This window comes from Streptomyces sp. NPDC048606 (genome assembly GCF_040650855.1).
In the GTDB taxonomy this organism is placed as follows: domain Bacteria; phylum Actinomycetota; class Actinomycetes; order Streptomycetales; family Streptomycetaceae; genus Streptomyces.
On the sequence record NZ_JBEZIB010000035.1, the window covers coordinates 1 to 25,698 of the forward strand.

Here is a 25,698-nt window from a genome sequence, read left to right on the forward strand (position 1 = left end):
CTGCGCGAGGTGGCCGCCGTCGGGGGGACGCTCCAGCTCGGCTTCATGCGGCGGTTCGACGCCGGGTACGCCACCGCGCGGGAGCTTGCTCCGGGTGGGCGATACTGGGTTCGAACCAGTGACCCCTTCGGTGTGAACGAAGTGCTCTCCCACTGAGCTAATCGCCCGGACGCACCGCAAACATTACCGCATGTCAGCGGTGCTCCATGACCACCCTCGGCGGGCTACTGGTCCTTGAGGTCCCACGGCAGTGTGAGGCCGTACTTCCACAGGTAGAAGCCGATCAACGCGGCCGCGATGGCGAGGCCCACGCTGGTCAGGATGATGTTGCGGCGGCGGACCTTGGGGTCCAGCGCCTTCTGCGCGGCCTCGCTCACCTTGCGCTTGGTCCACCGCAGGACGAGGTGGGCCCAGGCGAACTCGGTCGCCCAGATCGCGAGGCCGGCGAAGATCGCCACCCAGCCCGGTCCCGGCAGGACGAGCATGGCGATGCCGGCGCCGATGACGGCCAGGCCGACGATGAAGACGCCGACCTGCCAGCTGAGGTGCAGGCTGCGGTTGGCCTTGATGAAGGCGGGCGCCTTCGAGACGTGCGGCGTCTCTTCGGCGTCCGGTCCGGTGGTCGCGGACGCGTCGGTTCCGTGGTCACTCCCCGTATTCATGGAGCCGAATCTACCGGAGCCCGAAGCACACGTGAATGCCGGTTTGGATCCGCCGTCCGAGGGACCCAGAGGTCCGCAAAACGGTCAGAGGGGTTTACAACGGCACCGTAGGTGGCATGTCGATTTCGCCGACGTGCGAATCCCCGAGCGCACACTGAGCGAAAGGCCCTGGCGCTTATGAACACCACGGTCAGCTGCGAGCTGCACCTGCGCCTCGTTGTGTCGAGCGAGTCCTCACTGCCTGTTCCGGCGGGCCTGCGGTATGACACGGCCGACCCCTACGCCGTGCACGCCACCTTCCACACCGGCGCCGAGGAGACGGTCGAGTGGGTATTCGCCCGCGACCTCCTCGCGGAGGGTCTCCACCGGCCCACCGGTACCGGCGACGTCCGCGTCTGGCCGTCCCGCAGCCACGGTCAGGGCGTCGTCTGCATCGCCCTGAGCTCACCGGAGGGAGAAGCGCTGCTCGAAGCACCCGCCCGAGCACTCGAATCGTTCCTCAAGCGGACGGACGCGGCGGTCCCACCCGGGACCGAGCACCGGCACTTCGACCTGGACAAGGAGCTCTCCCACATCCTGGCCGAAAGCTGAGCCGGCCCCCACGAGTGCCTGACCGCTCGACACCGTCCGACTCGGGGCGACGGTGCGACGCGGACAACCACATACGGCTGTGCCGGCGCTGTCCTCACGGGAGCCACCCGCGAGGGCGGCGCCGGTGCGCTCGGCTCCCCCCGCGGCGGCAGGCGCTAGAGTCGGGCAACCGGTGGCGGCGACACGCCGCCGCAGGTCCGGCCTCCAGGGAGCGACTAGTGCAGATCCCCCACGACACCCGTCGCGCGCTCGACGTCGTCGTCGCGCTGGTGAACACGGCCGCCGAGCCGGACCAGCCCGACGGACTGTCCGACATCGGCGCGCTGCGCGGGTTCGTCCAGGAACACGCCATCAGCGACGTCGGCGAACTGGGCGCCCGCGACCTCGCCGGGGTGCGCGCGGTCCGCGGGAAGTTCGCCCAGGTCTTCGCGGCGCCCACGTCGCGCGCCGCCGCCTCGCTGATCAACGAGCTGGTCGCCACGGCCGGCACCACCCCCCAGCTGACCGACCACGACGGCTACGACTGGCACGTCCACTACTTCGCGCCGGGCGCCTCGGTGGGCGACCACCTCGCCGCGGACGGCGGGATGGCCCTGGCCTTCATCGTGGTCTCCGGCGAACAGGAACGGCTCCGCCGCTGCGAGGCCCCCGACTGCCGGCGGGCCTTCGTGGACCTGTCGCGCAACCGTTCGCGGCGCTACTGCGACAGCCGCACCTGCGGGAACCGGCTGCACGTGGCGGCGTACCGGGCGCGCCGCAAGGAGGCCGACGCCCACGAGGCGGACGTGCCCGCGGAGGGCTCAGAGCAGGTACAGGTCGTGCACGGCGGCGAGCAGCAGCAGGATCCCGATCACCCCTAGGAAGATCATCAGGGGCGGCTGGGAGAGCGCGAAGAGACAGCCCCGCCCTTCGTGGGCCAGAGGGGTCTCGGCGACGGGTACGGAAGCGGGAGCGGGGGCCGGCGGCTCACCCTGCGATGTGTCGAGCATGTCGGGGCGATGATCGCGCAGCCCGTGCCCGATCTCGCCCCAACACGCCATTTACGGGGCGGCAGTTCGCCCTCTCTCGTCGGTTCGGGTGGTTTCGCGCGGCTTCCCTTCCCGGGCGGCGCCCGGGTCGGCTATGGCAGCGGCTCCCGGCCTCAGATGCCGTGCTTCTTGAGGATGGCCTCGATGTCGGAGAAGTCGTCCGCCGGGGCCGTCGGGGCGGCGGCCGGCCGACCCCCGAGGGAGGGGGCGGAGGCGGCGGGAGCCACGGCCTCGCGACCCCGCCCGCGCCGGGCCGCCCCGGCCGCCGGGGCCTCCTTCGGCGCCCTGCCCAGAGCGCGGCGCTCGATGGTCCGGGCACCCGTGAACAGGAGCCAGGCCACGCCCAGCAGGCCGAAGCCGATCCACACGGTCGGCTTGAAGACGATCCCGGAGACCCACTCCACCAGGCCCGTCAGCACCAGGGCGACGGGGACGAGCGAGTAGGCGGCGATCCGCGTCGCGGCGAGGAACCGCCTGCGGTACGCGGTCACGGCGGCGATGCCCAGGCCCGCCGCGGACACCGCGGAACATATGGTCTCGGCGAGCATGCGGTCCTCCGGGGCTGGGCGGCGGGTGGTCGATCTGTCCCCATCCATCCTGCACCGGTCGCACCCGCCGCGGCCATGCCCGGGAGCGTCCCGGAGCGGATCTCCGGGACATCTCGGGGTCGGGCCTCCTCCCCAGGTCCCGGTCGGTGCGCCGACCCGGGCCCTGGGAGACTGTCCGCATGACCGATTCCCTGATCCTCGACGTCTGGTGCGAACTCCAGTGCCCGGACTGCCACAGCGCCCTGGACGACGTACGCGCCCTGCGGGCCCGCTACGGCGACCGGCTGGACATCCGGCTGCGCCACTTCCCGCTGGAGAAGCACAAGCACGCCTTCGCCGCCGCGCAGGCCGCCGAGGAGGCGCTGGAGCAGGGGCAGGGCTGGCCCTACGCGGAGGCCGTCCTGGCCAGGACGGCCGAACTCGGCGAGCGGGGCGAGGCCGTCCTGCTGGACGTCGCCCGTGAACTCGGCCTGGACGTCGAGGAGTTCGACACCGCCCTGATCGACGGCCGGCACATCCTGATCGTGGACGCCGACCAGGCCGAGGGCAAGGCCATCGGGGTGACCGGCACCCCGACCTACGTGATCGACGGCGAGCGCCTGGACGGCGGCAAGAGCCAGGAGGGCCTGCGCGCCCGCGTCGAGGAGATCGCCGACCGCCTCCTCGCGGGTTAGCGCCCCTCGCACGCCGCCCGCCGGGTCCCGGGCGGGGCGGCCGTCAGATGAGTTCCTTGGCGTAGTTGAAGCCGGTCGGGCGGTAGCCCAGCGCTTCGTACAGGCGCAGGGCCGGGGTGTTGCCGGCGAAGACGTGCAGGCCGAGGCGGCGCCGACCCGCGGCCAGGGCGACCCCTTCCGCGAGGAGCATCAGGGCGCGGCCGTGCCCCCGTCCCCGGTGCTCCTCGGCGACCGCCACGTCGTAGACGTACGCGTCCTCCCCCCGCGGCCCGGTCCAGACGTGGCCGACGGGCACCCCGGACACCTCCAGGACGGTGAAGGCCGTCCCGGGGGTGTCCAGGCCGTGCGCGAGCTGTTCGAGGTGGTCCGCGGCGGCCTTGACGCGGGCGGCCCCGGGGTCCATCCCGCGGGCGATCCAGCTGTCCGCGTACTCCTCCCGGGAGCGCGCCTCCCACGCCGCGTACTCGGCCGGGGTCATCGGGCGCCCCCGCGAACCGGCGGCGGGCGCCGGCGGCTCCCCCGCGAGGTCCTTGGCGAGGTTGCGGCTCTGTTCGACGTACCCCAGGGCGGTCGCCAGCCGCAGCCCGCCCGGCGAGTCGGCCGGTACGGAGATCCGTACCCGGCGACAGCCCCAGCCGCGCAGCACCTCCTCGGCGGCCAGCGCGGCGACCGTGGCCCGGCCGCGGCGCCGGTCCCCCTCGTCCACGGCCAGCTCGCGGATCTCCCCGACGGTGGGGCCGAAGGGCGTGTCGGAGGCGATCAGCAGCCCTCCGACGCGGCGGCTGTTGACGCGCACCTCGTAGGGGCGTGAACGCGCGCCGCCCTCGCTCTGCTGAAGCGGCCCGCTGGGCCGCAGGGTGGTGGTCATCCGTCGATTTCTACCCGCCCGGGGGCCTCCTGACCACGGTGCGGGCGCTCACGGGTCGAGGTCGGAGCCCGCGCGCTCGTCGAAGACCCGCATCGCCTTGGCGGTGACGGGACCGGGGGCGGCGTCCAGGTCCCGCCCGTCGACCCGGTGCACGGCCTGGACGTCGCGCAGCGTGGAGGTCAGGAAGACCTCCTCGGCCCGCAGGAGGGCGTCGAAGGGCAGGTCGGTCTCCTTGGCCCCGGTCCATTCGACGGCGAGGGCCCGGGTGATGCCGGCGAGGCAGCCGGAGGCGACGGGCGGGGTGTGGAGTTCTCCGTCGAGGACGACGAAGACGTTGGAGCCCGTGCCCTCGCAGAGCCTGCCGAGGGTGTTGGCGAACAGCGCCTCCGAGGCCCCGGCCCGGTTCGCGCGGTCCAGGGCGACCACGTTCTCGGCGTAGGAGGTGGTCTTCAGGCCCGTCAGCGGCGAGCGCTCGTTGCGCACCCAGGGGACGGTGATCACGGCGGTGGAGTCGGGTCGCCGGGTGGTCTCGCCGACGGCGACGACGAGCGTGGGGCCGGTGTCGCCGCGGTCGGAGCCGAGGGGGGAGGTGCCGCCCGTGTAGGTGATCCGCAGCCGACCGAGCGGCATCGGGTTGGCCTCCAGGACGGCCGCGCAGGCGCGGCGCACCTCGTCGAGGTCCGGGTCGGGCAGGCCGAGGCCCCGCGCGGAGCGGGTGAGGCGGTCCAGGTGGCGGGTGAGGGCGAAGGCGGCCCCGTCCCGGGCCTTGAGCGTCTCGAAGACCCCGTCGCCCACGGTGAGCCCGTGGTCCAGGACCGAGACCTTCGCGTCCGCGGCGTCGCGCAGTGTTCCGTCGAGCCAGATCCTCACCGTACGGTTCCTCCACTCAGGTCGCGGGCCCCGTTCGGGCCCGGCTCACGTATACCGGATGCCAGGGCCAGCAGCCGGGAGGCCTTCAGCTCGGTTTCCGCCCATTCCCGCTCGGGGTCGGAGCCCCAGGTGATGCCGGCGCCGGTGCCGAAGCACAGCCGGGGGCCGCCGGGGGCCTCCCGGTCGATCCAGAAGGTGCGGATCCCCACGGCGAGCGCGGCGGTGCCCCGGTCGGCGTCGACCCAGCCCACGCCCCCGCAGTAGGGGCCGCGCGGGCCGACCTCCAGCTCCTCGATGATCCGCAGGGCGGAGGACTTGGGGGCGCCGGTGACGGAGCCCGGCGGGAAGGTGGCCTCCAGCAGCTCGGGCCAGCCGGCGCCGTCGGCCAGCTCCCCGCTGACGGTGGAGACGAGGTGGACCAGCCCGGGGTGCTCTTCGAGGGCGCACAGTTCGGGGACCGTGACGGAGCCGGTGGCGCAGACGCGGCCGAGGTCGTTGCGGACGAGGTCCACGATCATCACGTTCTCGGCGTGGTCCTTGGGCAGCAGGTCGGCCGCGGTGCGGCCGGTGCCCTTGATGGGCCCGGACTCGACGTGCCGGCCGTCGCGGCTGAGGAACAGCTCGGGGGAGGCGGTGGCGATCTCGACGCCGTGGGCGGGAAGCCGAATCGTTCCTGCGTAGGGGGCCGGGTTGCCGCGCGCGAGCAGCGCGGTCAGGGCGTCGACGTCGGCCCCGTCCGGATCGGGCAGGGGTGCGGACACCACGCGGCAGAGGTTGGCCTGGTAGACCTCGCCGGCCGCGATGTACGCCCGGATGCGGCGTACGCCGTCCTCGTAGGCGGCGCGGTCGAGGGAGGTGGACCACCGGTCGGCGGCCGGGCCGCGCCAGGCTCCGGGGACGGGTGCCGGGACGGGGTCCGGGCGTATGTCCCCGAAGCGCGCGCAGACCAGTCGGCCTTCGAAGTCCGCGCTCACCGCCCAGAACCCGGTGGAGTCGAGGGCGGAGGGGTCACTGGTGACATCTCGGAGGTCGGTCGCGAGAAGGCCGCCGAAGCGGGCCAGGGGAGGCAGGTCGTGCACGGCTGCGAGTCTATGACCGGTGGCGCGTCGGCGCCGGTGAGGTGACGGTCGGGTGACCTCCGGTGATCGGGTGGCAGCACGCTGCGGAAACGCGTTTTTGAGCTGGCCCGGGAATCCGCTAGAGTTCAACACGTCGCCAGGGAGCGAAGGGGAAAAACCCCGGAGCGAACACGGTGACACTGCGGACGTAGCTCAGTTGGTAGAGCACCACCTTGCCAAGGTGGATGTCGCGAGTTCGAGTCTCGTCGTCCGCTCGAAGTGGGGGATTTCTTCCCGGGAACCCCCCGCAGCTCCATGGTGGAGTGGCCGAGAGGCGAGGCAACGGCCTGCAAAGCCGTCTACACGGGTTCAAATCCCGTCTCCACCTCCAAGGACGATTAGCTCAGCGGGAGAGCGCTTCCCTGACACGGAAGAGGTCACTGGTTCAATCCCAGTATCGTCCACTGGTCCGCAAGGATCCCCGCGCGATTAGCTCAGCGGGAGAGCGCTTCCCTGACACGGAAGAGGTCACTGGTTCAATCCCAGTATCGCGCACGCACTACAGTTGCACCCCGTACCACCTGCGGTTTCGCACCGTGGTCCCGCGCGATTAGCTCAGCGGGAGAGCGCTTCCCTGACACGGAAGAGGTCACTGGTTCAATCCCAGTATCGCGCACAGTCCGAAAGCCCCGGCCGTCTCGACGGCCGGGGCTTTCGCGTTGCCGGGGCCCGTCGAGACCCTCGGGCCTCTCGGGTCGAACCGAGGTGTGGTGCGCGGGCGTACGAAAAGGGTGTTGCCCGTCCGACTCCCCAGCCGTACGGGCAACACCCTTCACCTGCCGTCCGTCCGCCACTCCCCCGTCCCCACGGGGTGTGGCAGGCCGATGTGTCCCGGTCCGGGCCGCTCTCCCGGACCCGGGGCGCCGCTCAGCGCCCCAGCATCACGCCCACGGACGACGCCTGTGCCGCCACCTGATCGAATCCTCCGAAGAGGAAGAGCAGGAGGGCGGCCAGGGGGAGCACCATGGCCGCGGCCACCAGCGGGTGACGCGTGCCGGACTCATGGCCGTGGAACGCGAATGCCTTGCGTCCGTGCCGTGCGATGTCCGCCATGGTCCTCTCCCTGTCGTCTGGCAGCGGCGGGCTCGTGACCTCGGGGGACGAGTGCGCCACCCGCCGCTTGTCTTCAACACTAGGCCGCCGGGGGGCCGCCGGCCTCATGCCCTCGTACCCATTGCCGGGCCTACGGGAGGATGAGGAGGCCACCCCCGGAGTACTCCCCTGGGTGGAGATCCCTCCCCCGGGATGGGGGTCTTCCCGGAGGGGATGACCGGAGGGTAGTGACTTCCCTCACTTCCGTCACTCCCCGCACACGCGTGTCCCGGTACCGGCGTTGACGCGGAGGACGGAGCGCCCCTGCGGGCGACCGCCGGCCGCAGGCGCGCTCCGGGGCGCGCGCGGGGCCCCGACGGGCCCAATCACCTTGATCACAAAGGCCTTTGGGCGCGAGGGGCGCCGGGGGTGCGGACCGGGTCACAGGCCGCGAAACCCCCAAGTGGCCTGCCCCGCACTGACAATCGATTCCCCGGACGAGGGCGCGGCCTCTGAGCGCGCGTGCCGGATCGTCCGTAAGCTGTGCCAGGTCAGCAGGACGACCGGGCAGCGGGGTGGACATGGCGATGATGCGGCTCCGGCGCGAGGACCCGCGTGTCGTCGGCTCGTTCAGGCTGCACCGGCGGCTCGGCGCGGGCGGCATGGGCGTCGTCTACCTGGGCTCCGACCGGCGCGGGCAGCGCGTGGCGCTCAAGGTGATCCGGCCCGACCTGGCCGAGGACCAGGAGTTCCGCTCCCGTTTCGCCCGCGAGGTGTCGGCCGCGCGACGGATCCGCGGCGGCTGCACCGCGCGGCTCGTGGCCGCCGATCTGGACGCCGAGCGTCCGTGGTTCGCCACGCAGTACGTCCCCGGACCCTCGCTGCACGACAAGGTCGCCGAGGAGGGCCCGCTGACGGCCGCGCAGATCGCCGCCATCGGGGCGGCGCTGTCCGAGGGCCTGGTCGCCGTGCACGAGGCCGGGGTGGTCCACCGCGACCTCAAGCCCTCGAACATCCTGCTCTCCCCCAAGGGCCCCCGGATCATCGACTTCGGGATCGCCTGGGCCACCGGGGCGAGCACCCTCACCCATGTGGGTACGGCCGTGGGCTCCCCCGGCTTCCTGGCGCCCGAGCAGGTGCGCGGGGCCGCCGTCACCCCGGCCACGGACGTCTTCGCGCTCGGCGCGACCCTCGCCTACGCGGCGACCGCCGATTCGCCCTTCGGGCACGGCAGTTCCGAGGTGATGCTGTACCGCGTCGTCCACGAGGAGCCGCACCTCGTCGGGGTTCCCGACGCCCTCGCGCCGCTGGTGCGGGCCTGTCTGGAGAAGGACCCCGAGGAGCGGCCCACCACCCTCCAGCTGTCGATGCGGCTCAAGGAGATCGCCGCGCGCGAGGCGCAGGGGCTGGGCGACGGGCGGCCGCCGGCGCAGCGGGCGCGGACGGAGCGGCCCGCCGAGCGGGCGGAGGCGTACGCCGACCAGCGCACGGAGCGGCGCAGGCCCCCGGGGGCCGCGCCGACCCCGCGGGCCCAGGCGGCGCACAGCGGCCCCCACGCGCGGCCGTCAGGGGCCCGCAACCCCGGGTCCACGGCGGGCCGTACGGGCGGCCGTCAGGCCCCGCGCACGACCGGGGCGGGGCGTCGGCCCTCCCGGCCGGACCCGAGGCTGATGCGCCAGCGGCTGATCGTGTTCGTGGTGGTCACGCTGCTGGTGGCCCTGGGCATCGCGCTGGCGCAGCGACTCTGAGCCCCGTACCGGGGTACGGGGCTCCGCGGCGGTCTCAGCCGGCGCCGCCGGCCACCGCGTAGAAGGCGACGGCGGCGGCCGCGCCGACGTTCAGGGAGTCCACGCCGTGGGCCATCGGGATGCGGACCCACTCGTCGGCGGCGACGAGCGCCTGGGTGGACAGGCCGTCCCCCTCGGCGCCGAGCATCAGGGCGACGCGCTCCAGGCTCCGCGGTGCGGCCACCTCGATCGGGGAGGCCTTCTCGTGCGGGGTCAGGGCGAGGAGCCTGAAGCCCGCCTCCCGGACCGTGTCGAGGCTCTTGGGCCAGGCGTCGAGGCGGGCGTAGGGGACCGAGAACACGGCGCCCATGGAGACCTTCACCGACCGGCGGTAGAGGGGGTCGGCGCAGTCCGGCGACAGCAGGACCGCGTCCATGCCGAGGGCGGCGGCGCTGCGGAAGATGGCGCCGATGTTGGTGTGGTCGTTGACCGCCTCCATGACGGCCACCCGGCGGGCCGAGGCCAGCAGTTCCCGCGCGTCGGGCAGCGGCTTGCGCTGCATGGAGGCGAGGGCGCCGCGGTGGACGTGGTAGCCGGTGACGCGTTCGGCGAGCTCCGGGGTGACGGCGTAGACCGGGGCCGGGAGCTCGTCGATCACGTCGCGCATGACGTCGACCCACTTGGCGGAGAGCAGCATCGAGCGCATCTCGTACCCGGCGTCCTTGGCCCGTCTGATGACCTTCTCGCCCTCGGCGATGAAGAGGCCCTCGGCGGGTTCGCGGCGGCGCCGCAGTTCGACGTCGGTCAGGCCCGTGTAGTCGCGCAGGCGCGGGTCGTCGGGGTCGTCGACGGTGATGAGATCAGCCACAGGGTGATACTGCCTTGTCCGGGGTGTGGTGCCAACGGCCTGTCAGGCGCCGGCGGTGGGAAGGGCGCTCGGGGGGTTCACGCGGACGACCTCGCCGATCACGATGACGGCGGGCGGGCGGACCTCCCGGTCGCGGACGGTCTCGCCGACCGTGGCCAGGGTGGCGTCCACGCGGCGCTGGGCGGCGGTGGTGCCCTCCTGGATCACGGCGACGGGGGTGTCGGCGGAGCGGCCGTGGCCGACCAGGGCCTCGGCGATCAGGCCGATCTTGTCGACGCCCATGAGGATGACCAGGGTGCCGGTGAGCTTGGCGAGGGAGGCCCAGTCCACGAGGGAGCGCGGGTCGTCGGGGCCGACGTGGCCGCTGACGACGGTGAACTCGTGCGCCACCCCGCGGTGGGTGACGGGGATGCCGGCGGCGCCGGGCACCGAGATGGAGCTGGAGATGCCGGGGACGACCGTGCAGGGGATGCCGTGCTCGGCGAGGGCCTGGAGCTCCTCCATGCCGCGGCCGAAGACGTACGGGTCGCCGCCCTTGAGGCGGACGACGGCCTTGCCGGCCTTGGCGTGCTCGATCAGCGCGTTGTTGATGGCCTCCTGGGCCATGAAACGGCCGTACGGGATCTTCGCGGCGTCGATGACCTCGACGTGCGGCGGGAGTTCGTCGAGGAGGTCGCGGGGGCCCAGCCGGTCGGCGATGACCACGTCGGCCTCGGCCAGCAGGCGCCGGCCGCGGACGGTGATCAGGTCCGGGTCGCCGGGGCCGCCGCCGACGAGGGCGACGCCGGGGGTGCGGGGGCGGGCGGCCGTCAGGGAGCCGTCGCGCAGCCCCTCGACGACGGCGTCGCGGACGGCCGCGGAACGCCGGGGGTCGTTGCCGCTCAGGACGGCGACGGTGACGCCCTCGACGCGGCCGGTGGCCGGGGTCCAGGCGGTGGCCGCCTCGGCGTCGTCGGCGCGCACGCACCACACCCGGCGGGCCTCGGCCTCGGCGGAGGCGGCGTCGTTCGCGGCGCGGTCGCGGGTGGCGATCAGGGCGTACCAGGCGCCGTCCAGGTCGCCGTCCCGGTAGTGCCGGCGCTCCCAGCGGATCTCGCCGGTCTCGGCCATGGCGTCCACGGAGGGGGTCGCGGAGGGGGAGACCAGCAGGACGTCGGCGCCGGCCGCGACGAGGGCGGGGAGGCGGCGCTGGGCGACCTGGCCGCCGCCGATGACGACGACGCGGCGACCGGTGAGGCGGAGTCCTACGGGGTAGGCGGGGTGTGCCGGGTGTGCCATGGCGGTTGCGGCTCCTGATGCGGCGGTGTCTACGGGCCGCTGCTGCGCTGGAGCGGCTGTGTCGGGGGGTGACGTGCGGTTTCCCTGTTCGGGTCCACGATACGACCCGGGGCCCGCGGCCGACCCCGGACCCCCGCGGGGGCGGGACCGTCCGGGCGGCGCCCCGGCCGTCCGGGCCGTGGCCGATCGTCCCCGCATGCCGGTCCGGCCCCGCGCCGCCCATCGGGGCGGGACGGGGCCGGAGGGCGGGGCCCGGCCGGCCGGCCCGGGGTCGTACGGGGCCGGCCGGGGTGCCGCTACTTCTCGGTGACGCCCGCGGCGTCGAAGGTGGCCACCTCGTGCATCGCGCGGGCCGCGCTCTGCACCAGGGGGAGGGCCAGGAGGGCGCCCGTGCCCTCGCCGAGGCGGAGGTCCAGGTCGACCAGCGGGCGCAGGCCGAGCTTGTTGAGGGCGGCGACGTGGCCCGGTTCCGCGCTGCGGTGGCCGGCGATGCAGGCCGACAGGGCCTCGGGGGCGATGGCCCGGGCCACCAGGGCGGCGGCTCCGGCGCTCACCCCGTCGAGGATGACCGGGGTGCGCAGGGAGGCCCCGCCGAGGAGCAGGCCGACGATCGCCGCGTGCTCCAGGCCGCCGATGGCCGCGAGGACGCCGATCGGGTCGGCCGGGTCGGGCCGGTGCAGCTCCAGGGCGCGGCGTACGACGTCCACCTTGCGGGCGTGCGTCTCGTCGTTGATGCCGGTGCCGCGGCCGGTGACCTCCGCCGGGTCGACCCCGGTGAACACCGAGATCAGGGCGGCGGAGACGGTGGTGTTGGCGATGCCCATCTCGCCCGTGAGGAGCGCCTTGTTGCCGGCGGCGACCAGGTCGCGGGCCGTCTCGATGCCGACCTCGATGGCCGCGATCGCTTCCTCGCGGGTCATGGCGGGGCCGACGGAGAGGTCGGCGGTGCCCGGACGGACCTTGCGCGGGAGCAGGCCCGGGGTGGCCGGGAGGTCGCCCGCGACGCCGACGTCGATGACGCAGACCTCGGCGCCGACCTGGTTGGCGAAGGCGTTGCAGACCGCGCCGCCGCCCAGGAAGTTGGCCACCATCTGCGTGGTGACCTCCTGCGGCCACGGCGTGACGCCCTGGGCGTGCACCCCGTGGTCACCGGCGAAGATCGCGACGGCGGCGGGCTCGGGGATCGGCGGCGGGCAGACCCGGGAGAGTCCGGCGAGCTGCGCGGAGATGATCTCCAGCATGCCCAGGGCCCCTGCGGGCTTGGTCATGCGCTTCTGCCGCTCCCAGGCCTCGCCGAGGGCCTTCGCGTCCAGCGGGCGGATGCCGGCGACGGTCTCGGAGAGCAGGTCGTGCGGCTCCTCGCCGGGCAGCGCGCGGCGCCCGTACGTCTCCTCGTGGACCACCCAGGCCAGCGGGCGGCGCTGGGACCAGCCGGCCTGCGCCAGCTCCGGCTCCTCGGGGAACTCGTCGACGTAGCCGACGCACAGGTAGGCGACGACCTCCAGGTGCTCGGGCAGGCCCAGCTCGCGGACCATCTCGCGCTCGTCGAAGAAGCTGACCCAGCCGACGCCGAGGCCTTCGGCGCGGGCGGCGAGCCAGAGGTTCTCGACGGCCAGGGCGGAGGAGTACGGGGCCATCTGCGGCTGGGTGTGCCGGCCGAGGGTGTGGCGTCCGCCGCGCGTGGGGTCGGCGGTGACGACGATGTTCACCGGGGTGTCGAGGATGGCCTCGATCTTCAGTTCCTTGAACTGCTTCGCCCGGCCCTTGGGCAGCGACTTCGCGTAGGCCTCGCGCTGGCGCTGGGCGAGCTCGTGCATCGTGCGGCGGGTCTCGGCCGAGCGGATGACGACGAAGTCCCAGGGCTGGGAGTGGCCGACGCTGGGGGCGTGGTGCGCGGCCTCCAGGACGCGCAGCAGCACCTCGTGCGGGATCGGGTCGGTGCGGAAGCCGTTGCGGATGTCGCGGCGCTCGCGCATGACGCGCAGGACGGCCTCGCGCTCGGCGTCGGCGTAGCCGGGGGCGGGCTCGCCCGGGGAGACGAACTCCACGGGCTCGTCGGCCGGGGCGGACTCGGCGTCCTCGGCGTCCTCGGCGGCCTCCGGGGCGGGGTCGACGACCTCGGCGGCCGGCTCGGCGGGCTCGACGGGCTCGACGGGCGCTTCGTCGAGGGCCTCGACGACCGGCTCGTCGGCGGCCTCCGGGGCCGGCTCCGCCGCGGGGACCGGGGCTTCCGGCGCCTCGGCGGCGACGACGGTCTCGGCGGCGTCCGTCGCCGGCTCGGCCGCGGGGGCTTCGGCGGCCTCGGGCAGCGGCTCGGGGGCGCTCTCCCCGGCGGGCTCCGCGACCGGTTCCCCGGCGGCCTGCACCACCGTTTCTGCGGGGACGGCCTCGGGGGCGGCCTCCACGACCGGCTCCGGGGCGGGGGTCGCCGGGGCGGCCTCGGCGGCAGGGGCGGCGTCCACGGCCGGGGCGACCGGCAGGCCCTCGGGCGCGGGCACGGGCTCCGGCTGCGGCTCTTCGGCGGCCGGGGCCACCTCGACGGGCTCCGGCGCGGCCTCCGGCTCCGGCTCGGGCGCGGGCGCCACGACGGGCTCGGCGACGGCCTCGGCGGGGGCAGCGGGGGCGACGGCCTCGGCCGGGGCGCCGGCTTCGGCCGGGGCGGCCGGGTCGGCGGGGGCGGCCGGGTCGGCGGGGGCGGCCGGGTCGGCCTGCACCGGCTCCGCCGGCCAGGGGGCCCCGAGCTGCGGGGTCTCACCGGGCTGCGGGGCCTGGACGGCCACGGGGGCCCCGGCCGGCGGGAAGTCGAGGTACTCGGGCTCGGGCGTGACCGGCGCCTGCTGCGGGGCTGCCGCGGGGACCGGCTCCGCGGGCGTGCCGGGCAGGCCCTGCGCGGCCTCCGGGACGAGGGGCACCGGCTGCGGCGCGACCTCCGGGGCGGGCTCCGGCGACGGCGCCGGCGCGGCGACCGCCTCGGGCGCGGCCTCGGCCGCGGGGACCTGGCCGGGCTCGACGCCCGGGACGGGGACGGCCGCGGCGGCCTGTACGGGCACGGCCACGGGCTCGGCGGCCGGGGCGGGCGCGGGCGGCGCCGGGGCCATGACGGGGGCCGCCACGGGCGCCGGGGCGGCGGCGGGCGCGGCGGCCGGGCCGCGGTCCGCGAGGGAACGTACGACTCCCCCGGTGGCGTCGGGCACGGGCGGACCCATGTGCAGCGGCCTGCGCGCCGGAGCCGGCTGCGCCACGGGCGCGGCCTGCTGCGGGACGACGAGCCCGCCGAGGTCGAGCGCGCCGGAGTCGCGGCCGCCGGTCTCGTGGGCCCCGGCGCTGTAGGCGGCCGGGTCGAAGGCCTCGGGGGCCAGGGGCTGCTCGGCGTAGGGGGCCTCGGGGAAACCGGGCGCCGCGTAGCCGGGGTCGGGGAAGGCGAGGTGACCGGTGTCGGTGTAGCCGACCTGGTGCTGGGGGTACTCGGTGTAGCCGGGCTCGGCCGGGAAGTCCGTCGGGTAGGTCGGGACCGGGGGGACCACCTGCGGGTCGCTCCAGGAGCCCTGCCCGCTCGGCATCAGCAGCAGTTCCTCGTCCTCGGCCTCGGCCGGGTCGTCGACGAGGTCCTGGAAGGCGTAGCCGGCCGGAACCTGCGGCGGCACGGGCGGCAGCGGCGGGAGGGGCGGGATCGGCGCGGGAATGCCGTGCTGGTCCACCATGCCCGTGTTGTCCGGGTGACCCTCGCCCGGGACCTGGCCGGTGTCAGTCATGCGTACCCCTCGCCCATCGGTGTTGCCTCTTCGGTCGCCCGGTCGCCCACTGGGCCGCCGGGCGGAGTGTGCCGTGCGGGGTCGTCGTGCGGCGTCACGCCTCGCGTGCCCCCGCACAACAACTCCTGAGCATTGTCGCGCTCGTCGGTCGCGGTGTCGGCCATAAACCGGCACGGCCCCCTGTGGACTGCGCCACGTCGCGCGTCGGCCGGGGCGGTACGACGATCGGCCAGCCTACCCCGGGCTCCGCGTCAGCGGTTCACGGGGCGTTCGGCTGCCAGGAGGAACACCACGGAACGGTCCTGTTCCGCCCAGCTGCGGGTGTCGAGGCCGACCGACTGGAGGAGCGCGCATTCGACCGCGTACCCGTGTTCGGTGAGGGTGCGTCCGATGGCCTCGGCCTCGTCGCGGGTGGAGGCGTGGCTGACGATCCGTTCGGGACGCCGGTCGGCCACGGCCGCGACGACGGGGGCGCCGCCGCCGCCGACGCGGACGACGTCGGGCTCGGGCAGGTTCTCCAGGACGTGCGGCGCCCGGCCTGCGACGACCTGGATCTGCACACCGCGCGCGCGGGCGGCGGCCGTTACGCGTTCGCAGGCGCGCGGGTCGGCATCGACGGCGATGACGGCGGCGCCGAAGGCGGCGGCGTCCACCGCGAGGGCTCCGGAGCCGGCGCCGATGTCCCAGACGAGGTCGCCGGGGCGCGGGCCGAGGCGGGCGAGTTGGGCGGCGCGCAGCGTGGCGGACTCCCCTTCCCCGGTGGGCGGTGCGGCGGGGTCGGTGTGCGGCCGGGCCCAGCCGCGGTCGACCGCGGGGCCCTGGCCCTGGCCGAGCCGCCAGGCGGGGTCGGCGCCGGCGGCGGACTGCCCTGCGCCGCCGATGACGATGACCACGTTGGGATCGCGCCAGCTGTGGTCGGCGGCCTTGTCGGAGGTGAGGACGGTGACGCGTTCGCGGTCGGTGCCGAGTTCCTCGCAGATGACGAACGTGCGGTGGACCCGGTCGAGCAGCAGGGCGAGTTCGGCGGGGCCGGCGCCGGGCGAGGTGAGGACGGCGACCTTGGGGTGGGCGCGGCAGACGTTGACGGCGCGGCGCAGGGTCCGGGGGTGGGCGACGACGACCTGGGCGTCGTCCCAGGGCATCCCGGCGCGCGCGAAGGCCGCGGCCACGGCCGAGACGGCGGGGACGACCTCGACCTCCAGGCCGTGTTCGGGGGCGCGCAGGGTCCGTACGACGCCGAAGAAACCGGGGTCGCCGTCGGCGAGGACCACGGCGGTGCCGCGGTGGCCGGCGATGCGGCGTGCGGCGAGGCCGAGGCTGCCGAGGCGGACGCGTTCGGCTCCGGGCGGGACCTCGGGGAGGGCGAGGTGGTGGGCGGCTCCGGCCACGAGGGTGGCGGCGGAGAGCGCGGACCGGGCGGCCGCGGTCAGCGGAGAGCCGTCCCAGCCGATCACCGTGACCCGGTCGGCCATCGTCGTCAGTCTCCTGGGGTGGGGGCAGGCACGGTTTCGTCGGGAGGGTCGGGCACGGTGAGACTACCTGGTCATCGGCTCAGTACCGGTCGGCGCCGACGGCGCGGGAGGCGCCCGCGTCGGCCCGCCGGCCGTAGGGGCGCGGGCCGTCGTGGTCCGGGTGGGGCGGGCGGGCCTCGTGGCCGGCGGGGCCGGTGCGGCCGGTGTGGTCCCCCGGGGCCGAGGGGTGCCGGGGGTCGTGGGGGTCCGCGTGGTCTCGGTACTCGTCGCGGGGGCCGTACTCGTCGCGGGGGCCGTACTCGTACTCGTACTCGCCGAAGGCGTCGGCGTCCTCGTCGAGGTCCTCGGGGAGCAGGCTCCAGACGATGACGTCGGTGCGGTTCTGCGTCCAGTCGCCGTCGGCCGCCTGGACGCGCACTATCCACGCGTTGCGCAGGACGCCTTCACTGATGCAACCGATCTTCTGCGCCACCTGCTGGGAGGCGGTGTTGTCGGCGGCGGTGCGCAGTTCGAGGCGCTCGAAGCGCTGTTCGCCGAAGAGCCACCGCGCGACGGCGCGCACCGACTCACTGGCGTAGCCCTCGCCGCGGGCCCAGGGCGCGGTGACGTACCGGGCCTCGGTGGCGCGGGTGCGCCAGTCGGTGTGGTGGAGGTGGACGAGTCCGACGAGGCGGTGCGTGAGGAACTCGGTCACCGCGAAAACGATCCCGCGGCCCTCGGTGCGCTCCGTGTGGGAGAGCCGGGTGGCCCAGGCGTGGGCGTCGGCGAGGGTGTAGGGGTGCGGGACGGTGGTCCAGGCGGTGACCTGCTCGTCGTTCATCATCTCGGCGAGCGCGGTGACGTCCTCTTCCTCGAACGGGCGCAGCACCAGCCGGTCCGTGCTGATGGTGACGTCCGGGAAGGTGGTAGTCATGCGCAGCTCCATGCCTGAGACCGTGGTGCGACCGTGGTGCGGGACCGTCTGTGCGGGTCGTAGGCCACAGCATGCAGCATCGGCCGGGCGATGTGCAGGGCCGGGCCGACCGAAGGCGGGCGGACCGCGGCCCCGCACGCCCGAATGGGTGCGCGGGGCCTGCGATCCGGCGTCCTACCAGGCCGTTTCGGCCTGTTGGCGAACCGTCAGTTCCGTCGGGTCCGTCGGACGGTCCGTCAGGGAGGTCCGCCGGTGGTGGTCCGTCATGCGTGCTCGCGGGTGGTTCAGGAGGCGGCCGGGGCACCGAAGGCGGGGATGACCGAGCCCTGGTACTTCTCCTCGATGAACTTCTTGACCTCGTCGGAGTTCAGGAGCTTGGCGAGCTTCTGGACGCGGGGGTCGTTCTGCTTGCCCTCCTTGACCGCGAGGAAGTTGGCGTACGGGTTGCCCTCGGCCTTCTCCAGGACGAGCGCGTCCTTCGCGGGCGAGAGGTTGGCCTCCAGGGCGTAGTTGCCGTTGATGATCGCGGCGTCCACGTCGTTCAGGGCGCGGGGGACCGTGGCGGCCTCCAGCTCCTTGAACTCCAGGCCCTTCTTGTCGGTGATGTCGGAGAGCTTCGCGCCGGTGCCGACGCCGTCCTTGAGGGTGATGAGGTTGTTCGCGGCGAGCAGCTGGAGCGCGCGGCCCTCGTTGGTGGTGTCGTTGGGGACCGCGATGGTCTGGCCGGGCTTGATGTCGCCGATGGCCTTGACCTTCTTGGAGTAGAGGCCGAGCGGCTCCAGGTGCACGTTCACGACGGGCACGATGTGGGTGCCGTTCTTCTTGTTGAAGTCGTCGAGGTACGGCTTGTGCTGGAAGTAGTTGCCGTCGACCTGGCCCTGCTCGGTGGCGGTGTTGGGCAGGACGTAGTCCGTGAACTCCTTCACCTCCAGCTTGAGGCCGTCCTTCGCCGCGAGCTTGTCCTTGACGAAGTTCAGGATGTCGGCGTGCGGGCTCGGGGAGGCCGCGATGACCAGCGGCTTGCTCTCGTCGACCTTGCCGCCGTCGGTCTTGGCGGAGGAGGACGGGTCCGAGGAGCTGCCGCAGGCGGTGAGGCCGAGGGCGAGCGCGGCGGAGGCGGCGGCGAAAGCGGTGAGCTTGATGTTCTTGCGCACGAAGAGTGCCTTTCTTGCGGTCCGGGTCCTCGTGGGACCCGTTGGTGGTGGCCCAAGCACGACAAGTGCGGGCTCTCGGGGGGGGGTGAACCGCGGTGGCGGTTCGGGGGGTGGTTCAGGGGGGGTTCAGGGGGGGTTCAGGGGGCCCCGGCCGGTTCGGCTCAGGCTGTCCGGCCGCGGCGGGCGAGGACGCGTACCACGCCGTCGCCGATCAGCTGGATCACCGTGACGAGGGCGATCAGCACGATGACGGTGGCGACCATGAAGCCGGTCTCGAAGCGCTGGAAGCCGTAGGTGATGGCCTTGGAGCCGAGGCCCTCTCCGCCGACCGCGCCGGCCATGGCGGAGTAGCCGACCAGGGTGATGACGGTCGTGGTGACGGCGGCGACCAGCGAGGGCAGGGCCTGCGGGAGGAGCACCTTGCCGACGAGGGTGGGAATGCCGCCGCCCATGGACTCGACCGCTTCGATGAGACCGTGGTCCACCTCGCGGACGGCCGTCTCGACGAGGCGGGCGAAGAAGGGGATGGCGCCGATGGCCAGCGGGACGATCATGGCGGTGGGGCCGATGAAGGTGCCGACGACGGCCGTGGTGACCGGGATGAGGGCGATCAGCAGGATGATGAACGGCAACGAGCGGCCGACGTTCACGATCACGCCGAGAACCTTGTTCAGCGGCCGGTTCCGCAGGAGTCCGCCCTTGTCGGTGAGGACGAGCAGGATGCCGATGGGCAGTCCGCCGAGGACCGTCACCAGGGTGGACCACAGCACCATGTAGAGGGTGTCGTAGGTGCCCTGGGTGAGCAGGGGCTGCATCTCGGACCAGGTCACTTGGCACCATCCTTGACCAGTGCGGCCAGTTCGTTGTCGATCGCGTCGTCGGCGTCGGCCTCGTCGACCACGTCCACCTGGAGGCCCTGCTCGCGCAGGAAGCCGACGGGCACGACGTTGTCCTCGTAGCGGCCGGGGAGCTCGATGCGCATGCGGCCGATCTGGCGGCCGGCGACGGTGTCCATCGCGGCGCCCAGGATCGAGATGTCGACGTTGTAGGTGCGCGACAGCTGCGAGATGACGGGGCGCGTCGCGGCCTCGCCGTGGAAGGTGACGTCGACGACGGTGCGGTCGGGGCCGGTGGCGGTCCCGCTGACCGGGAAGAGTTCGCCGGCCAGCTCGGAGCCGGGGGTGGCGAGCAGTTCGGCGACGGTCCCGGACTCGACGATCCGGCCCCGCTTCATCAGCGCGGCGGAGTCGCAGACGGACTTGACGACGTCCATCTCGTGCGTGATGAGCAGGACGGTCAGGCCGAGCTGTCGGTTGAGGTCGCGCAGCAGCTGGAGGATCGAGCGGGTGGTCTCGGGGTCGAGGGCGCTGGTGGCCTCGTCGGAGAGCAGCACCTTGGGGTCGCCGGCCAGGGCGCGGGCGATGCCGACGCGCTGCTTCTGGCCGCCGGAGAGCTGGGTGGGGTAGGCCTTGGCCTTGTCGGCGAGGCCGACGAGGTCGAGGAGTTCCAGGGCCTTGCGGGAGCGCTCGCGGCCGGAGACGCCGAGGATCTCCAGGGGCAGCTCGATGTTGGCCTGGACGGTACGCGACGACAGCAGGTTGAAGTGCTGGAAGACCATGCCGATGCGGCTGCGGGCCTCGCGGAGTTCCTTGCCGGCGCGGCGGCCCCGACCGGCGAGCGCGGTGAGGTCGACGCCGTCGACGGTCACGGTGCCGGTGGTGGGGCGCTCCAGCAGGTTCACGCAGCGGATGAGGGAGGACTTGCCGGCGCCGCTCTGGCCGATGACGCCGTAGACCTCGCCCTCCCGGACGTGCAGGTCGACGCCGTCCAGGGCGGTGACCTCACGGCCACGGGACTGGTAGACCTTCGTGAGGCCCGATGTGGTGATCACAGGGAATTCCGTCGCTGTCGAGTGCACGGCGCAGCGGGTGCCGGGCACGGGGCATACATCTGGGACGCGATACGGGTCGAACCGTCACAAAAAGATGGCATCGACACATGCGCGGGGCAGGAGCGGTCCGGGTTGCGCGGACGGGCTCGGGCCGGTCTCGCTTCGGGGCGCGAGATAGCGGGGAGAGGGCCCTCAGAAGGCGCACATTCGACACATACAACGAGCACCGGGCGTCATCGTCGCCTCGGTCGCAAGGGTGCGGCTGCTCGTCGTGGTCATGGGCCCAGTAAAGCAGACAGTACGACTCACCGATCAACGTCGTCCGAATAGCGGACGGATTACGGCCGCATTCCGGACAGGGCGGGTCACTCCCGACCGTGCGTCCGGAGGGTCACTCCGGCGCCTTCGACCAGCGCGGACACGGCCGAGAGGTCCTTCAGGACCACGTCCGCGTCCAGCTCCTCGGCGGGGTGTGTTGTGGCCAAGGCCACGGTCCGCATGCCGGCCGCGCGCCCCGCGGCGAGGCCCGCGGGAGCGTCCTCGAACACCACGCAGCGGGCCGGGTCCACCCCCAGGCGGCGGGCGGCGAGGAGGAACGGCTCGGGGTCCGGCTTGCCGCGCCTGACGTCGTCGGCGGCGACCAGCTCGGGGAAGTCGATGCCGGCCTCGCGCAGCCGGGCCTCGGCCAGCCGGCGGCCCGCGGAGGTGACCACCGCCCAGCGGCCCGCCGGGAGGGCGCCGAGCAGCTCCTTGGCGCCGGGCAGCAGGACCACTCCCCCGGGCACGTCCGCCAGCTCCAGGGCTTCGATGCGGTCCCGCGCGCCCGCCCGTACGGGTTCGGGCAACAGGTCGGCGATGATCTCGGCGGCGGGGCGGCCGTGCAGCTCCACCCGCGCGAAGGCCTCCTCGGTGATCCCGTACTCCCGGGCCCAGCGGGTCCAGCAGCGGTGCACCGATTCCATGGACGAGACGAGGGTGCCGTCGTTGTCGAACAGCAGGGCTTCGGCGTGCAGCTTCATGCCCTCCAGGAAAGCCCGCGCCGAGGGGTGAGCGCATCGGGTCTTTCGGCCCGTAATACCCTCGCTGCATGCTCGACGCCCTGACGGTCGCCATCGGCGCGGCCGCCCTCGCCCTCGCCGCCTGGTGCGGTCACGCCGCCTGGCGGGACCAGCCGACCAAGGACTGGCACTTCATCGGCATGGCCGTGGTGACCGTCCTGGTCCTGGCCCAGCTGGTGGTCGGCCTGGTCCAGCTGGCCCGCGGCGAGAAGCCCGCGCAGGGCACGGTGATCTTCGTGGCGTACCTGCTGGGCGCGTTCGCGGCGGTCCCGGCCGCCGGCCTCCTCTCGCTGAGCGAGCGGACCAAGTGGGGATCGGTGACGGTGGCCGCCGGCGCGGTCGTCCTCGCGGTCCTCGAAGTACGCCTCTACGACATCTGGGGAAACACCGGTGCCTGACACGACGACCGCCGAGCCCGAGGGACGCAGGCGCCTGGTCTCCGGACCGGGGCTGCTGCTGGTGTGGGTCTACGGCGTGATGGTGGTCGGCGCCGTCTCGCGCTCGGCCTACCAGATCTCCACCGAGTTCGACCGGGCCCCGCTGGCGTACACGCTGTCCGCCGCGGCGGCCCTGGCCTACGCCTTCATCACCTACTCGCTGGTGCGCGGCGGGGAGAAGGCCCGCAGGATCGCGCTGCTGTGCTGCGGTGTCGAGCTGGCCGGCGTACTGGCCGTCGGCACCTGGACGCTGGTGCGCCCCGAGGCCTTCCCCGACGCGACCGTGTGGTCCGACTTCGGGATGGGCTACCTGTTCATCCCGGTGATCCTGCCGATCACCGGGATGCTCTGGCTGCGCGCCCGGCGCTGACCGTCGGGCGCCGGCGTTCCGGCGCCGAACGTCAGATGCCGGACGTCAGATGCCGGACGTCAGATGCCGGACGTCAGGCGCCGAACGTCAGGTCCCGACCGTCAGGCGCTGACCGCGAAGTCGGTCGCGTCCTTGGCCTCCTTCTCCAGGATGACCAGGCGCACGCCGTCCGAGGCGGTGCGGTTGCCGACGGCCAGGTAGCCGGCCTTGCGGTACATCCGCAGGTTGGCCTCGCTCTTGACGCCGGTGTGCAGGCGGAAGCGGGTGGTCCCGGCGTGGCCGGCCAGCGAACCCTCCACCGCGCGCAGCAGTCGGGCCCCGAGGCCGTGCCCCTGCAGGCGCGGGTGCACGCACAGCTTGGCGATGCTCGCCGTGCCGTCCTCGCCGGTGCTCCCGCGCACCGCCCCGACCACCTCGTCGCCGAGCCGGGCGACCAGGACGGTGTCCTCGGCCAGCTCCGCCTTCAGGGAGTCCAGGGACTGGGTGAGCGGCTGGATGAGGTAGTTGCCGTAGATCTCGGCCTCCCGCTGGAACGCCAGATACTGGAGCTTGAAGATCTGCTCGGCGTCCTCGGCGGTCGCCGCCGAAATGGTCACGCTCGTACCCATGTGCGCATGCCTCCCGCTCACCCGGAACCCCTGTGGTCTACCGCTCCCTTCCCCGCAGGCCAGGAGCCGCAACCTCTGCAGCCAGCATTCTGCGCAGACATCCCAGGCAACGGGAACGGACGGGCCCCAAACTTCCTTGTGAGATACCCAACTCTCCTGCGATTTCACGGTAGGTGAGGTCCCTGGGCGAAAGAAGTGCCCCTATCAGTTCCGGGCAACGCCCCGGCAATCGGGCGACCGCCGATCGGAGGGCACGGTTGTCCTCCCCGTGCAGCAGCGCCCCCTCGGGCCGGCCCTCCGGCGCGTCCGCCGCGTCCCCCGGGGTGGCTCCGTAGGGGATCTCGCGTCGCGCCCGCCGCCGGGCGAGCCGGGCCTCCGCGCGCACCGCGCGCCGTATCCACCGGGCGCGGCCCGTGGGGTCGGCCTCGCGCGGGTCGCGCTCCAGCAGCCTGACCCAGACGGCTTGTTCCAGGTCGGCGGGGTCCACCCCGGCGGCCGGCGCCTCGGCCGCCGCCTCGGCGGACAGCAGCGGGCCCAGCTCGTCGACGAGTTCGGCCTTCACCTTCAGCAGGTCCATGCCGGGCGGGACGCGGGCCCCGGGCCGGGCGGTTTCCCCGCCGCGCCCGGCCCACCCGTACGGGGACGCGTGCCTAGCCGTTGACGCGGCGACCGGGGCGGAAGTCCTCGGCGGCGAGCAGGCCCGTGTCCGGGTTGTCGGTGAAGATGCCGTCGATGCCCAGCTCGAAGTACCGGCGCAGGGCGCCGAGGGAGTCCCCGTACGCGGCCGGATCGGCGCCCTTGCGGTACTCGGCGGGCAGGAAGCTGTTCTCGTTGCGCGCCGTGTAGGGGTGCAGGACCAGGCCCCGGGCGTGGGCGTCGCGCACCAGGGTGGTGGGGGTGCCGAGGGCGCCGGAGGCGTCGCGGGGGACGACGAGGTCGAGGGTGGGGCCGATGCCCTGGGCGAAGCCGGCGATCCACTTCAGGCCCTCGGGCCTGACCAGGTCGGCGACCGTGCGCGGGTCCTTGGCCACCTCGAAGTCCCAGGGCCGGGTGTGCGCGGCCGAGAGCAGCACCACGCGCGGCGCGGACACCAGGCGGGACAGCCGCTGGATGCTGGAGGGCTCGAAGGACTGGAGGAAGACGGCGGCGTCGCGGCCGTCACGGCGGAACCGGCGCAGGAGCTTGGCCAGGGGCTCCTCCAGGCCGAGTCCGAGGCCCCGGAAGTAGGTGGGGTGCTTGGTCTCGACGTGCAGCCAGACGCGCCGGTCGCGCCGGCGGCCCTCGCGTTCGGCCCAGCGCAGCACCTCCTCGAAGGTGGGGACGGCCCAGCGGCCGTCGTAGAGCGTGTTGCGCTGGCGGACGGCGGGGATGCGCTCCTTGGCGCGCAGGGTCTTCAGCTCGGCGAGGGTGAAGTCCTCGGTGAACCAGCCGGTGACCGCGACCCCGTCGATGGTCTTGGTGGTGCGGCGGGAGGCGAAGGCGGGGTGGTCGGCGACGTCGGTGGTGCCGCCGATCTCGTTCTCGTGCCGGCAGACCAGGTGCCCGTCCTTGGTGGGGACGAGGTCCTGCTCGATCACGTCGGCGCCGAGGTCGAGGGCGAGCTGGTACGAGCCGAGGGTGTGCTCGGGGCGGTAGCCGCTCGCGCCCCGGTGGCCGATGACCGTCGGGGAGGGCAGGTCCCGGTAGCCGCCCTCGCGCCCGACCGCGCGGGCGTCGGGCGCGTCGGCCGCCCCGTCCGCGTCCACGCCGCGCGCGGAGGCGCTCGTGGCCGTCATCGCGGTCATGCCGGCCCCGGCGGCCAGGACGGCCGCCCCCAGCACCGTGCGCCGTGCTGCCCCACCCTGTGTCATGAGTGCCACTCCTTGTTCGCGAGGGCCCCGGTCCCGGGATCTCCGGCCACCGTCCGGCCCGGATCGGGGTGCGATCGTAGGCAGCGGGAGGTGACCCGGGGGCGGGCTGCGACGGAACATGGCGGAAACACGCGTCAACACTGCGTATCCAGTGCGTGAACCCGATGTGCGATCAGTGGTGACCCGCGAGTATCGTCCTCACCTGCACTACCACCGTGTGGTGCGAAAGCCGCTTTTCGATGCCGGAGGGCTCACGTTGTTCCGTACCGCGCTCATCAAAGCCACTGTCGGACCGGTCATGCGCATGATGTTCCGTACCCGGGTGGAGGGCATCGAGAACATCCCGGGCACCGGTCCGGTGATCCTCGCGGGCAACCACCTCACCTTCATCGACTCGATGATCCTGCCCCTGGTCTGCGACCGCACGGTCCACTTCATCGGCAAGGACGAGTACGTGACGGGCAAGGGCCTCAAGGGCCGCCTGATGGCGTGGTTCTTCACCGGCGCCGGCATGATCCCCGTGGACCGCGACGGGGCCAACGGCGGGGTCGCCGCGCTGATGACGGGCCGACGGATCCTGGAGGAGGGCAAGATCTTCGGGATCTACCCCGAGGGCACCCGCTCCCCCGACGGCCGCCTCTACCGGGGTCGCACCGGCATCGCCCGCCTCACCCTGATGACCGGCGCCCCCGTGGTGCCGTTCGCGATGATCGGCACCGACAAGCTCCAGCCCGGCGGCGCCGGCATGCCGCGCCCGGGCCGGGTCACCGTCCGCTTCGGCGAGCCGATGGAGTTCTCCCGCTACGAGGGCATGGACCGCGACCGCTACGTGCTGCGGGCCGTCACCGACTCGGTGATGGCGGAGGTCATGCGGCTCTCGGGCCAGGAGTACGTGGACATGTACGCGACCAAGGCCAAGGCGGCCTGAG

At 73.6% G+C, this 25,698-nt stretch carries 25 protein-coding genes, 6 tRNA genes and 1 pseudogene; 12 read left to right on the plus strand and 20 right to left on the minus strand.

Annotated features, from left to right (window positions below):
- Nucleotides 1-95: 95 nt before the first annotated feature.
- Nucleotides 96-167 (minus strand) — tRNA-Val (locus AB0D01_RS30725).
- Nucleotides 168-224: 57 nt separating this feature from the next.
- Entirely contained in the window at nt 225-662 is a 438-nt protein-coding gene (locus tag AB0D01_RS30730; RefSeq protein ID WP_363060970.1) for a TIGR02611 family protein, read from the minus strand.
- Nucleotides 663-839: 177 nt separating this feature from the next.
- On the opposite strand from AB0D01_RS30730, the gene AB0D01_RS30735 reads away from it, so the two are divergent.
- A complete protein-coding gene (locus AB0D01_RS30735; RefSeq protein ID WP_030011909.1) occupies nt 840-1,253 on the plus strand; it encodes an SsgA family sporulation/cell division regulator in 414 nt (137 codons plus the stop codon).
- Nucleotides 1,254-1,471: 218 nt separating this feature from the next.
- Nucleotides 1,472-2,113 (plus strand): CGNR zinc finger domain-containing protein, encoded by a 642-nt coding sequence (locus AB0D01_RS30740; RefSeq protein ID WP_363060972.1) that lies wholly within the window; start codon nt 1,472-1,474, stop codon nt 2,111-2,113.
- Here AB0D01_RS30740 and AB0D01_RS30745 read toward each other — a convergent pair.
- Both AB0D01_RS30745 and AB0D01_RS30750 read right to left on the minus strand, forming a co-directional pair.
- Nucleotides 2,054-2,242, minus strand: a complete 189-nt coding sequence (locus tag AB0D01_RS30745) for a hypothetical protein (protein WP_363060973.1) — start codon at nt 2,240-2,242, stop codon at nt 2,054-2,056. The two genes, AB0D01_RS30740 and AB0D01_RS30745, sit on opposite strands and share 60 nt — an antisense overlap.
- A gap of 152 nt (nt 2,243-2,394) precedes the next feature.
- Nucleotides 2,395-2,829 (minus strand): hypothetical protein, encoded by a 435-nt coding sequence (locus AB0D01_RS30750; RefSeq protein ID WP_363060974.1) that lies wholly within the window; start codon nt 2,827-2,829, stop codon nt 2,395-2,397.
- A gap of 179 nt (nt 2,830-3,008) precedes the next feature.
- Here AB0D01_RS30750 and AB0D01_RS30755 point away from each other — a divergent pair, with 179 nt between their 5' ends.
- Entirely contained in the window at nt 3,009-3,503 is a 495-nt protein-coding gene (locus AB0D01_RS30755; RefSeq protein WP_363060976.1) for a DsbA family protein, read from the plus strand.
- Nucleotides 3,504-3,546: 43 nt separating this feature from the next.
- Here AB0D01_RS30755 and AB0D01_RS30760 read toward each other — a convergent pair whose 3' ends face one another.
- From AB0D01_RS30760 to AB0D01_RS30770, 3 genes are read right to left on the minus strand one after another with little or no spacing between them, the layout of a single operon-like run.
- Nucleotides 3,547-4,371 carry a GNAT family N-acetyltransferase gene (locus AB0D01_RS30760; RefSeq protein ID WP_363060978.1) on the minus strand — a complete coding sequence of 275 codons (825 nt, stop codon included), beginning with the start codon at nt 4,369-4,371 and terminating at the stop codon, nt 3,547-3,549.
- 48 nt (nt 4,372-4,419) lie between these two features.
- Nucleotides 4,420-5,241 carry an aminodeoxychorismate lyase gene (locus AB0D01_RS30765; protein ID WP_363060980.1) on the minus strand — a complete coding sequence of 274 codons (822 nt, stop codon included), beginning with the start codon at nt 5,239-5,241 and terminating at the stop codon, nt 4,420-4,422.
- Nucleotides 5,238-6,320 carry a chorismate-binding protein gene (locus AB0D01_RS30770; RefSeq protein ID WP_363060982.1) on the minus strand — a complete coding sequence of 361 codons (1,083 nt, stop codon included), beginning with the start codon at nt 6,318-6,320 and terminating at the stop codon, nt 5,238-5,240. The genes AB0D01_RS30765 and AB0D01_RS30770 overlap by 4 nt, the downstream gene beginning before the upstream one ends.
- Before the next feature lie 181 nt (nt 6,321-6,501).
- Here AB0D01_RS30770 and AB0D01_RS30775 point away from each other — a divergent pair.
- The 5 genes from AB0D01_RS30775 (at nt 6,502) to AB0D01_RS30795 (ending at nt 6,975) form a co-directional block, all read left to right on the plus strand.
- Nucleotides 6,502-6,574 (plus strand) — tRNA-Gly (locus AB0D01_RS30775).
- Between the two features lie 42 nt (nt 6,575-6,616).
- Nucleotides 6,617-6,690 (plus strand) — tRNA-Cys (locus tag AB0D01_RS30780).
- A 1-nt stretch (nt 6,691) separates the two neighbouring features.
- Nucleotides 6,692-6,763, plus strand: a tRNA-Val gene (locus tag AB0D01_RS30785).
- 19 nt (nt 6,764-6,782) lie between these two features.
- Nucleotides 6,783-6,854: transfer RNA gene (locus AB0D01_RS30790), tRNA-Val, on the plus strand.
- A gap of 49 nt (nt 6,855-6,903) precedes the next feature.
- Nucleotides 6,904-6,975: transfer RNA gene (locus AB0D01_RS30795), tRNA-Val, on the plus strand.
- Between the two features lie 251 nt (nt 6,976-7,226).
- Here AB0D01_RS30795 and AB0D01_RS30800 read toward each other — a convergent pair.
- Nucleotides 7,227-7,412, minus strand: coding sequence for a hypothetical protein (locus AB0D01_RS30800; RefSeq protein WP_363060984.1), 186 nt, complete (start codon nt 7,410-7,412; stop codon nt 7,227-7,229).
- A gap of 560 nt (nt 7,413-7,972) precedes the next feature.
- Between AB0D01_RS30800 and AB0D01_RS30805 the strand changes: the two genes are divergently transcribed.
- The gene (locus tag AB0D01_RS30805; protein WP_363060986.1) at nt 7,973-9,139 is read left to right on the plus strand and encodes a serine/threonine-protein kinase; all 1,167 of its coding nucleotides are present in this window, start codon (nt 7,973-7,975) and stop codon (nt 9,137-9,139) included.
- 34 nt (nt 9,140-9,173) lie between these two features.
- On the opposite strand, the gene AB0D01_RS30810 is transcribed toward AB0D01_RS30805, so the two are convergent.
- From AB0D01_RS30810 to AB0D01_RS30850, 9 genes and pseudogenes are all read right to left on the minus strand, one after another.
- Nucleotides 9,174-9,986: an RNA methyltransferase gene (locus tag AB0D01_RS30810; protein ID WP_363060988.1), complete on the minus strand. Its 813-nt coding sequence runs from the start codon at nt 9,984-9,986 to the stop codon at nt 9,174-9,176.
- Between the two features lie 42 nt (nt 9,987-10,028).
- Nucleotides 10,029-11,264 (minus strand): uroporphyrinogen-III C-methyltransferase, encoded by a 1,236-nt coding sequence (gene cobA / locus AB0D01_RS30815; RefSeq protein WP_363060990.1) that lies wholly within the window; start codon nt 11,262-11,264, stop codon nt 10,029-10,031.
- Between the two features lie 296 nt (nt 11,265-11,560).
- Entirely contained in the window at nt 11,561-15,016 is a 3,456-nt protein-coding gene (gene cobT, locus AB0D01_RS30820) for a nicotinate-nucleotide--dimethylbenzimidazole phosphoribosyltransferase (protein WP_363060992.1), read from the minus strand.
- A 251-nt stretch (nt 15,017-15,267) separates the two neighbouring features.
- Nucleotides 15,268-16,488 carry a precorrin-6y C5,15-methyltransferase (decarboxylating) subunit CbiE gene (cbiE, locus tag AB0D01_RS30825; RefSeq protein WP_363060994.1) on the minus strand — a complete coding sequence of 407 codons (1,221 nt, stop codon included), beginning with the start codon at nt 16,486-16,488 and terminating at the stop codon, nt 15,268-15,270.
- A gap of 328 nt (nt 16,489-16,816) precedes the next feature.
- A pseudogene (locus tag AB0D01_RS30830) lies at nt 16,817-17,401 on the minus strand (GNAT family N-acetyltransferase); the annotation flags it as partial.
- Between the two features lie 284 nt (nt 17,402-17,685).
- Nucleotides 17,686-18,555: a MetQ/NlpA family ABC transporter substrate-binding protein gene (locus AB0D01_RS30835; protein WP_363060995.1), complete on the minus strand. Its 870-nt coding sequence runs from the start codon at nt 18,553-18,555 to the stop codon at nt 17,686-17,688.
- Between the two features lie 161 nt (nt 18,556-18,716).
- The gene (locus AB0D01_RS30840) at nt 18,717-19,385 is read right to left on the minus strand and encodes a methionine ABC transporter permease (RefSeq protein ID WP_363060997.1); all 669 of its coding nucleotides are present in this window, start codon (nt 19,383-19,385) and stop codon (nt 18,717-18,719) included.
- The gene (locus AB0D01_RS30845) at nt 19,382-20,446 is read right to left on the minus strand and encodes an ATP-binding cassette domain-containing protein (protein ID WP_363060999.1); all 1,065 of its coding nucleotides are present in this window, start codon (nt 20,444-20,446) and stop codon (nt 19,382-19,384) included. The genes AB0D01_RS30840 and AB0D01_RS30845 overlap by 4 nt, the downstream gene beginning before the upstream one ends.
- A 365-nt stretch (nt 20,447-20,811) precedes the next feature.
- A complete protein-coding gene (locus AB0D01_RS30850; protein ID WP_363061001.1) occupies nt 20,812-21,465 on the minus strand; it encodes an HAD-IA family hydrolase in 654 nt (217 codons plus the stop codon).
- A gap of 68 nt (nt 21,466-21,533) precedes the next feature.
- Here AB0D01_RS30850 and AB0D01_RS30855 point away from each other — a divergent pair, with 68 nt between their 5' ends.
- Together AB0D01_RS30855 and AB0D01_RS30860 are read left to right on the plus strand one after the other, a co-directional pair.
- Nucleotides 21,534-21,902, plus strand: coding sequence for a hypothetical protein (locus tag AB0D01_RS30855; RefSeq protein WP_363061003.1), 369 nt, complete (start codon nt 21,534-21,536; stop codon nt 21,900-21,902).
- Nucleotides 21,895-22,311, plus strand: coding sequence for a hypothetical protein (locus tag AB0D01_RS30860; protein WP_363061005.1), 417 nt, complete (start codon nt 21,895-21,897; stop codon nt 22,309-22,311). Before AB0D01_RS30855 ends, AB0D01_RS30860 begins: the two co-directional genes overlap by 8 nt.
- Nucleotides 22,312-22,412: 101 nt before the next feature.
- Here the strand turns inward: AB0D01_RS30860 and AB0D01_RS30865 are convergent, their stop codons facing one another.
- The 3 genes from AB0D01_RS30865 to AB0D01_RS30875 all read right to left on the minus strand — a co-directional run bounded on the left by AB0D01_RS30865 (nt 22,413) and on the right by AB0D01_RS30875 (nt 24,769).
- Complete coding sequence (locus tag AB0D01_RS30865; RefSeq protein WP_363061007.1) at nt 22,413-22,919, minus strand: GNAT family N-acetyltransferase; 507 nt, start codon at nt 22,917-22,919, stop codon at nt 22,413-22,415.
- A 37-nt stretch (nt 22,920-22,956) separates the two neighbouring features.
- Nucleotides 22,957-23,496 (minus strand): sigma-70 family RNA polymerase sigma factor, encoded by a 540-nt coding sequence (locus AB0D01_RS30870; RefSeq protein WP_363061009.1) that lies wholly within the window; start codon nt 23,494-23,496, stop codon nt 22,957-22,959.
- Nucleotides 23,497-23,569: 73 nt separating this feature from the next.
- Nucleotides 23,570-24,769 carry a glycerophosphodiester phosphodiesterase gene (locus tag AB0D01_RS30875; protein ID WP_363061011.1) on the minus strand — a complete coding sequence of 400 codons (1,200 nt, stop codon included), beginning with the start codon at nt 24,767-24,769 and terminating at the stop codon, nt 23,570-23,572.
- A 298-nt stretch (nt 24,770-25,067) separates the two neighbouring features.
- Here AB0D01_RS30875 and AB0D01_RS30880 point away from each other — a divergent pair, with 298 nt between their 5' ends.
- Entirely contained in the window at nt 25,068-25,697 is a 630-nt protein-coding gene (locus AB0D01_RS30880) for a lysophospholipid acyltransferase family protein (RefSeq protein ID WP_363061012.1), read from the plus strand.
- The last annotated feature ends 1 nt before the right edge of the window (nt 25,698 follow it).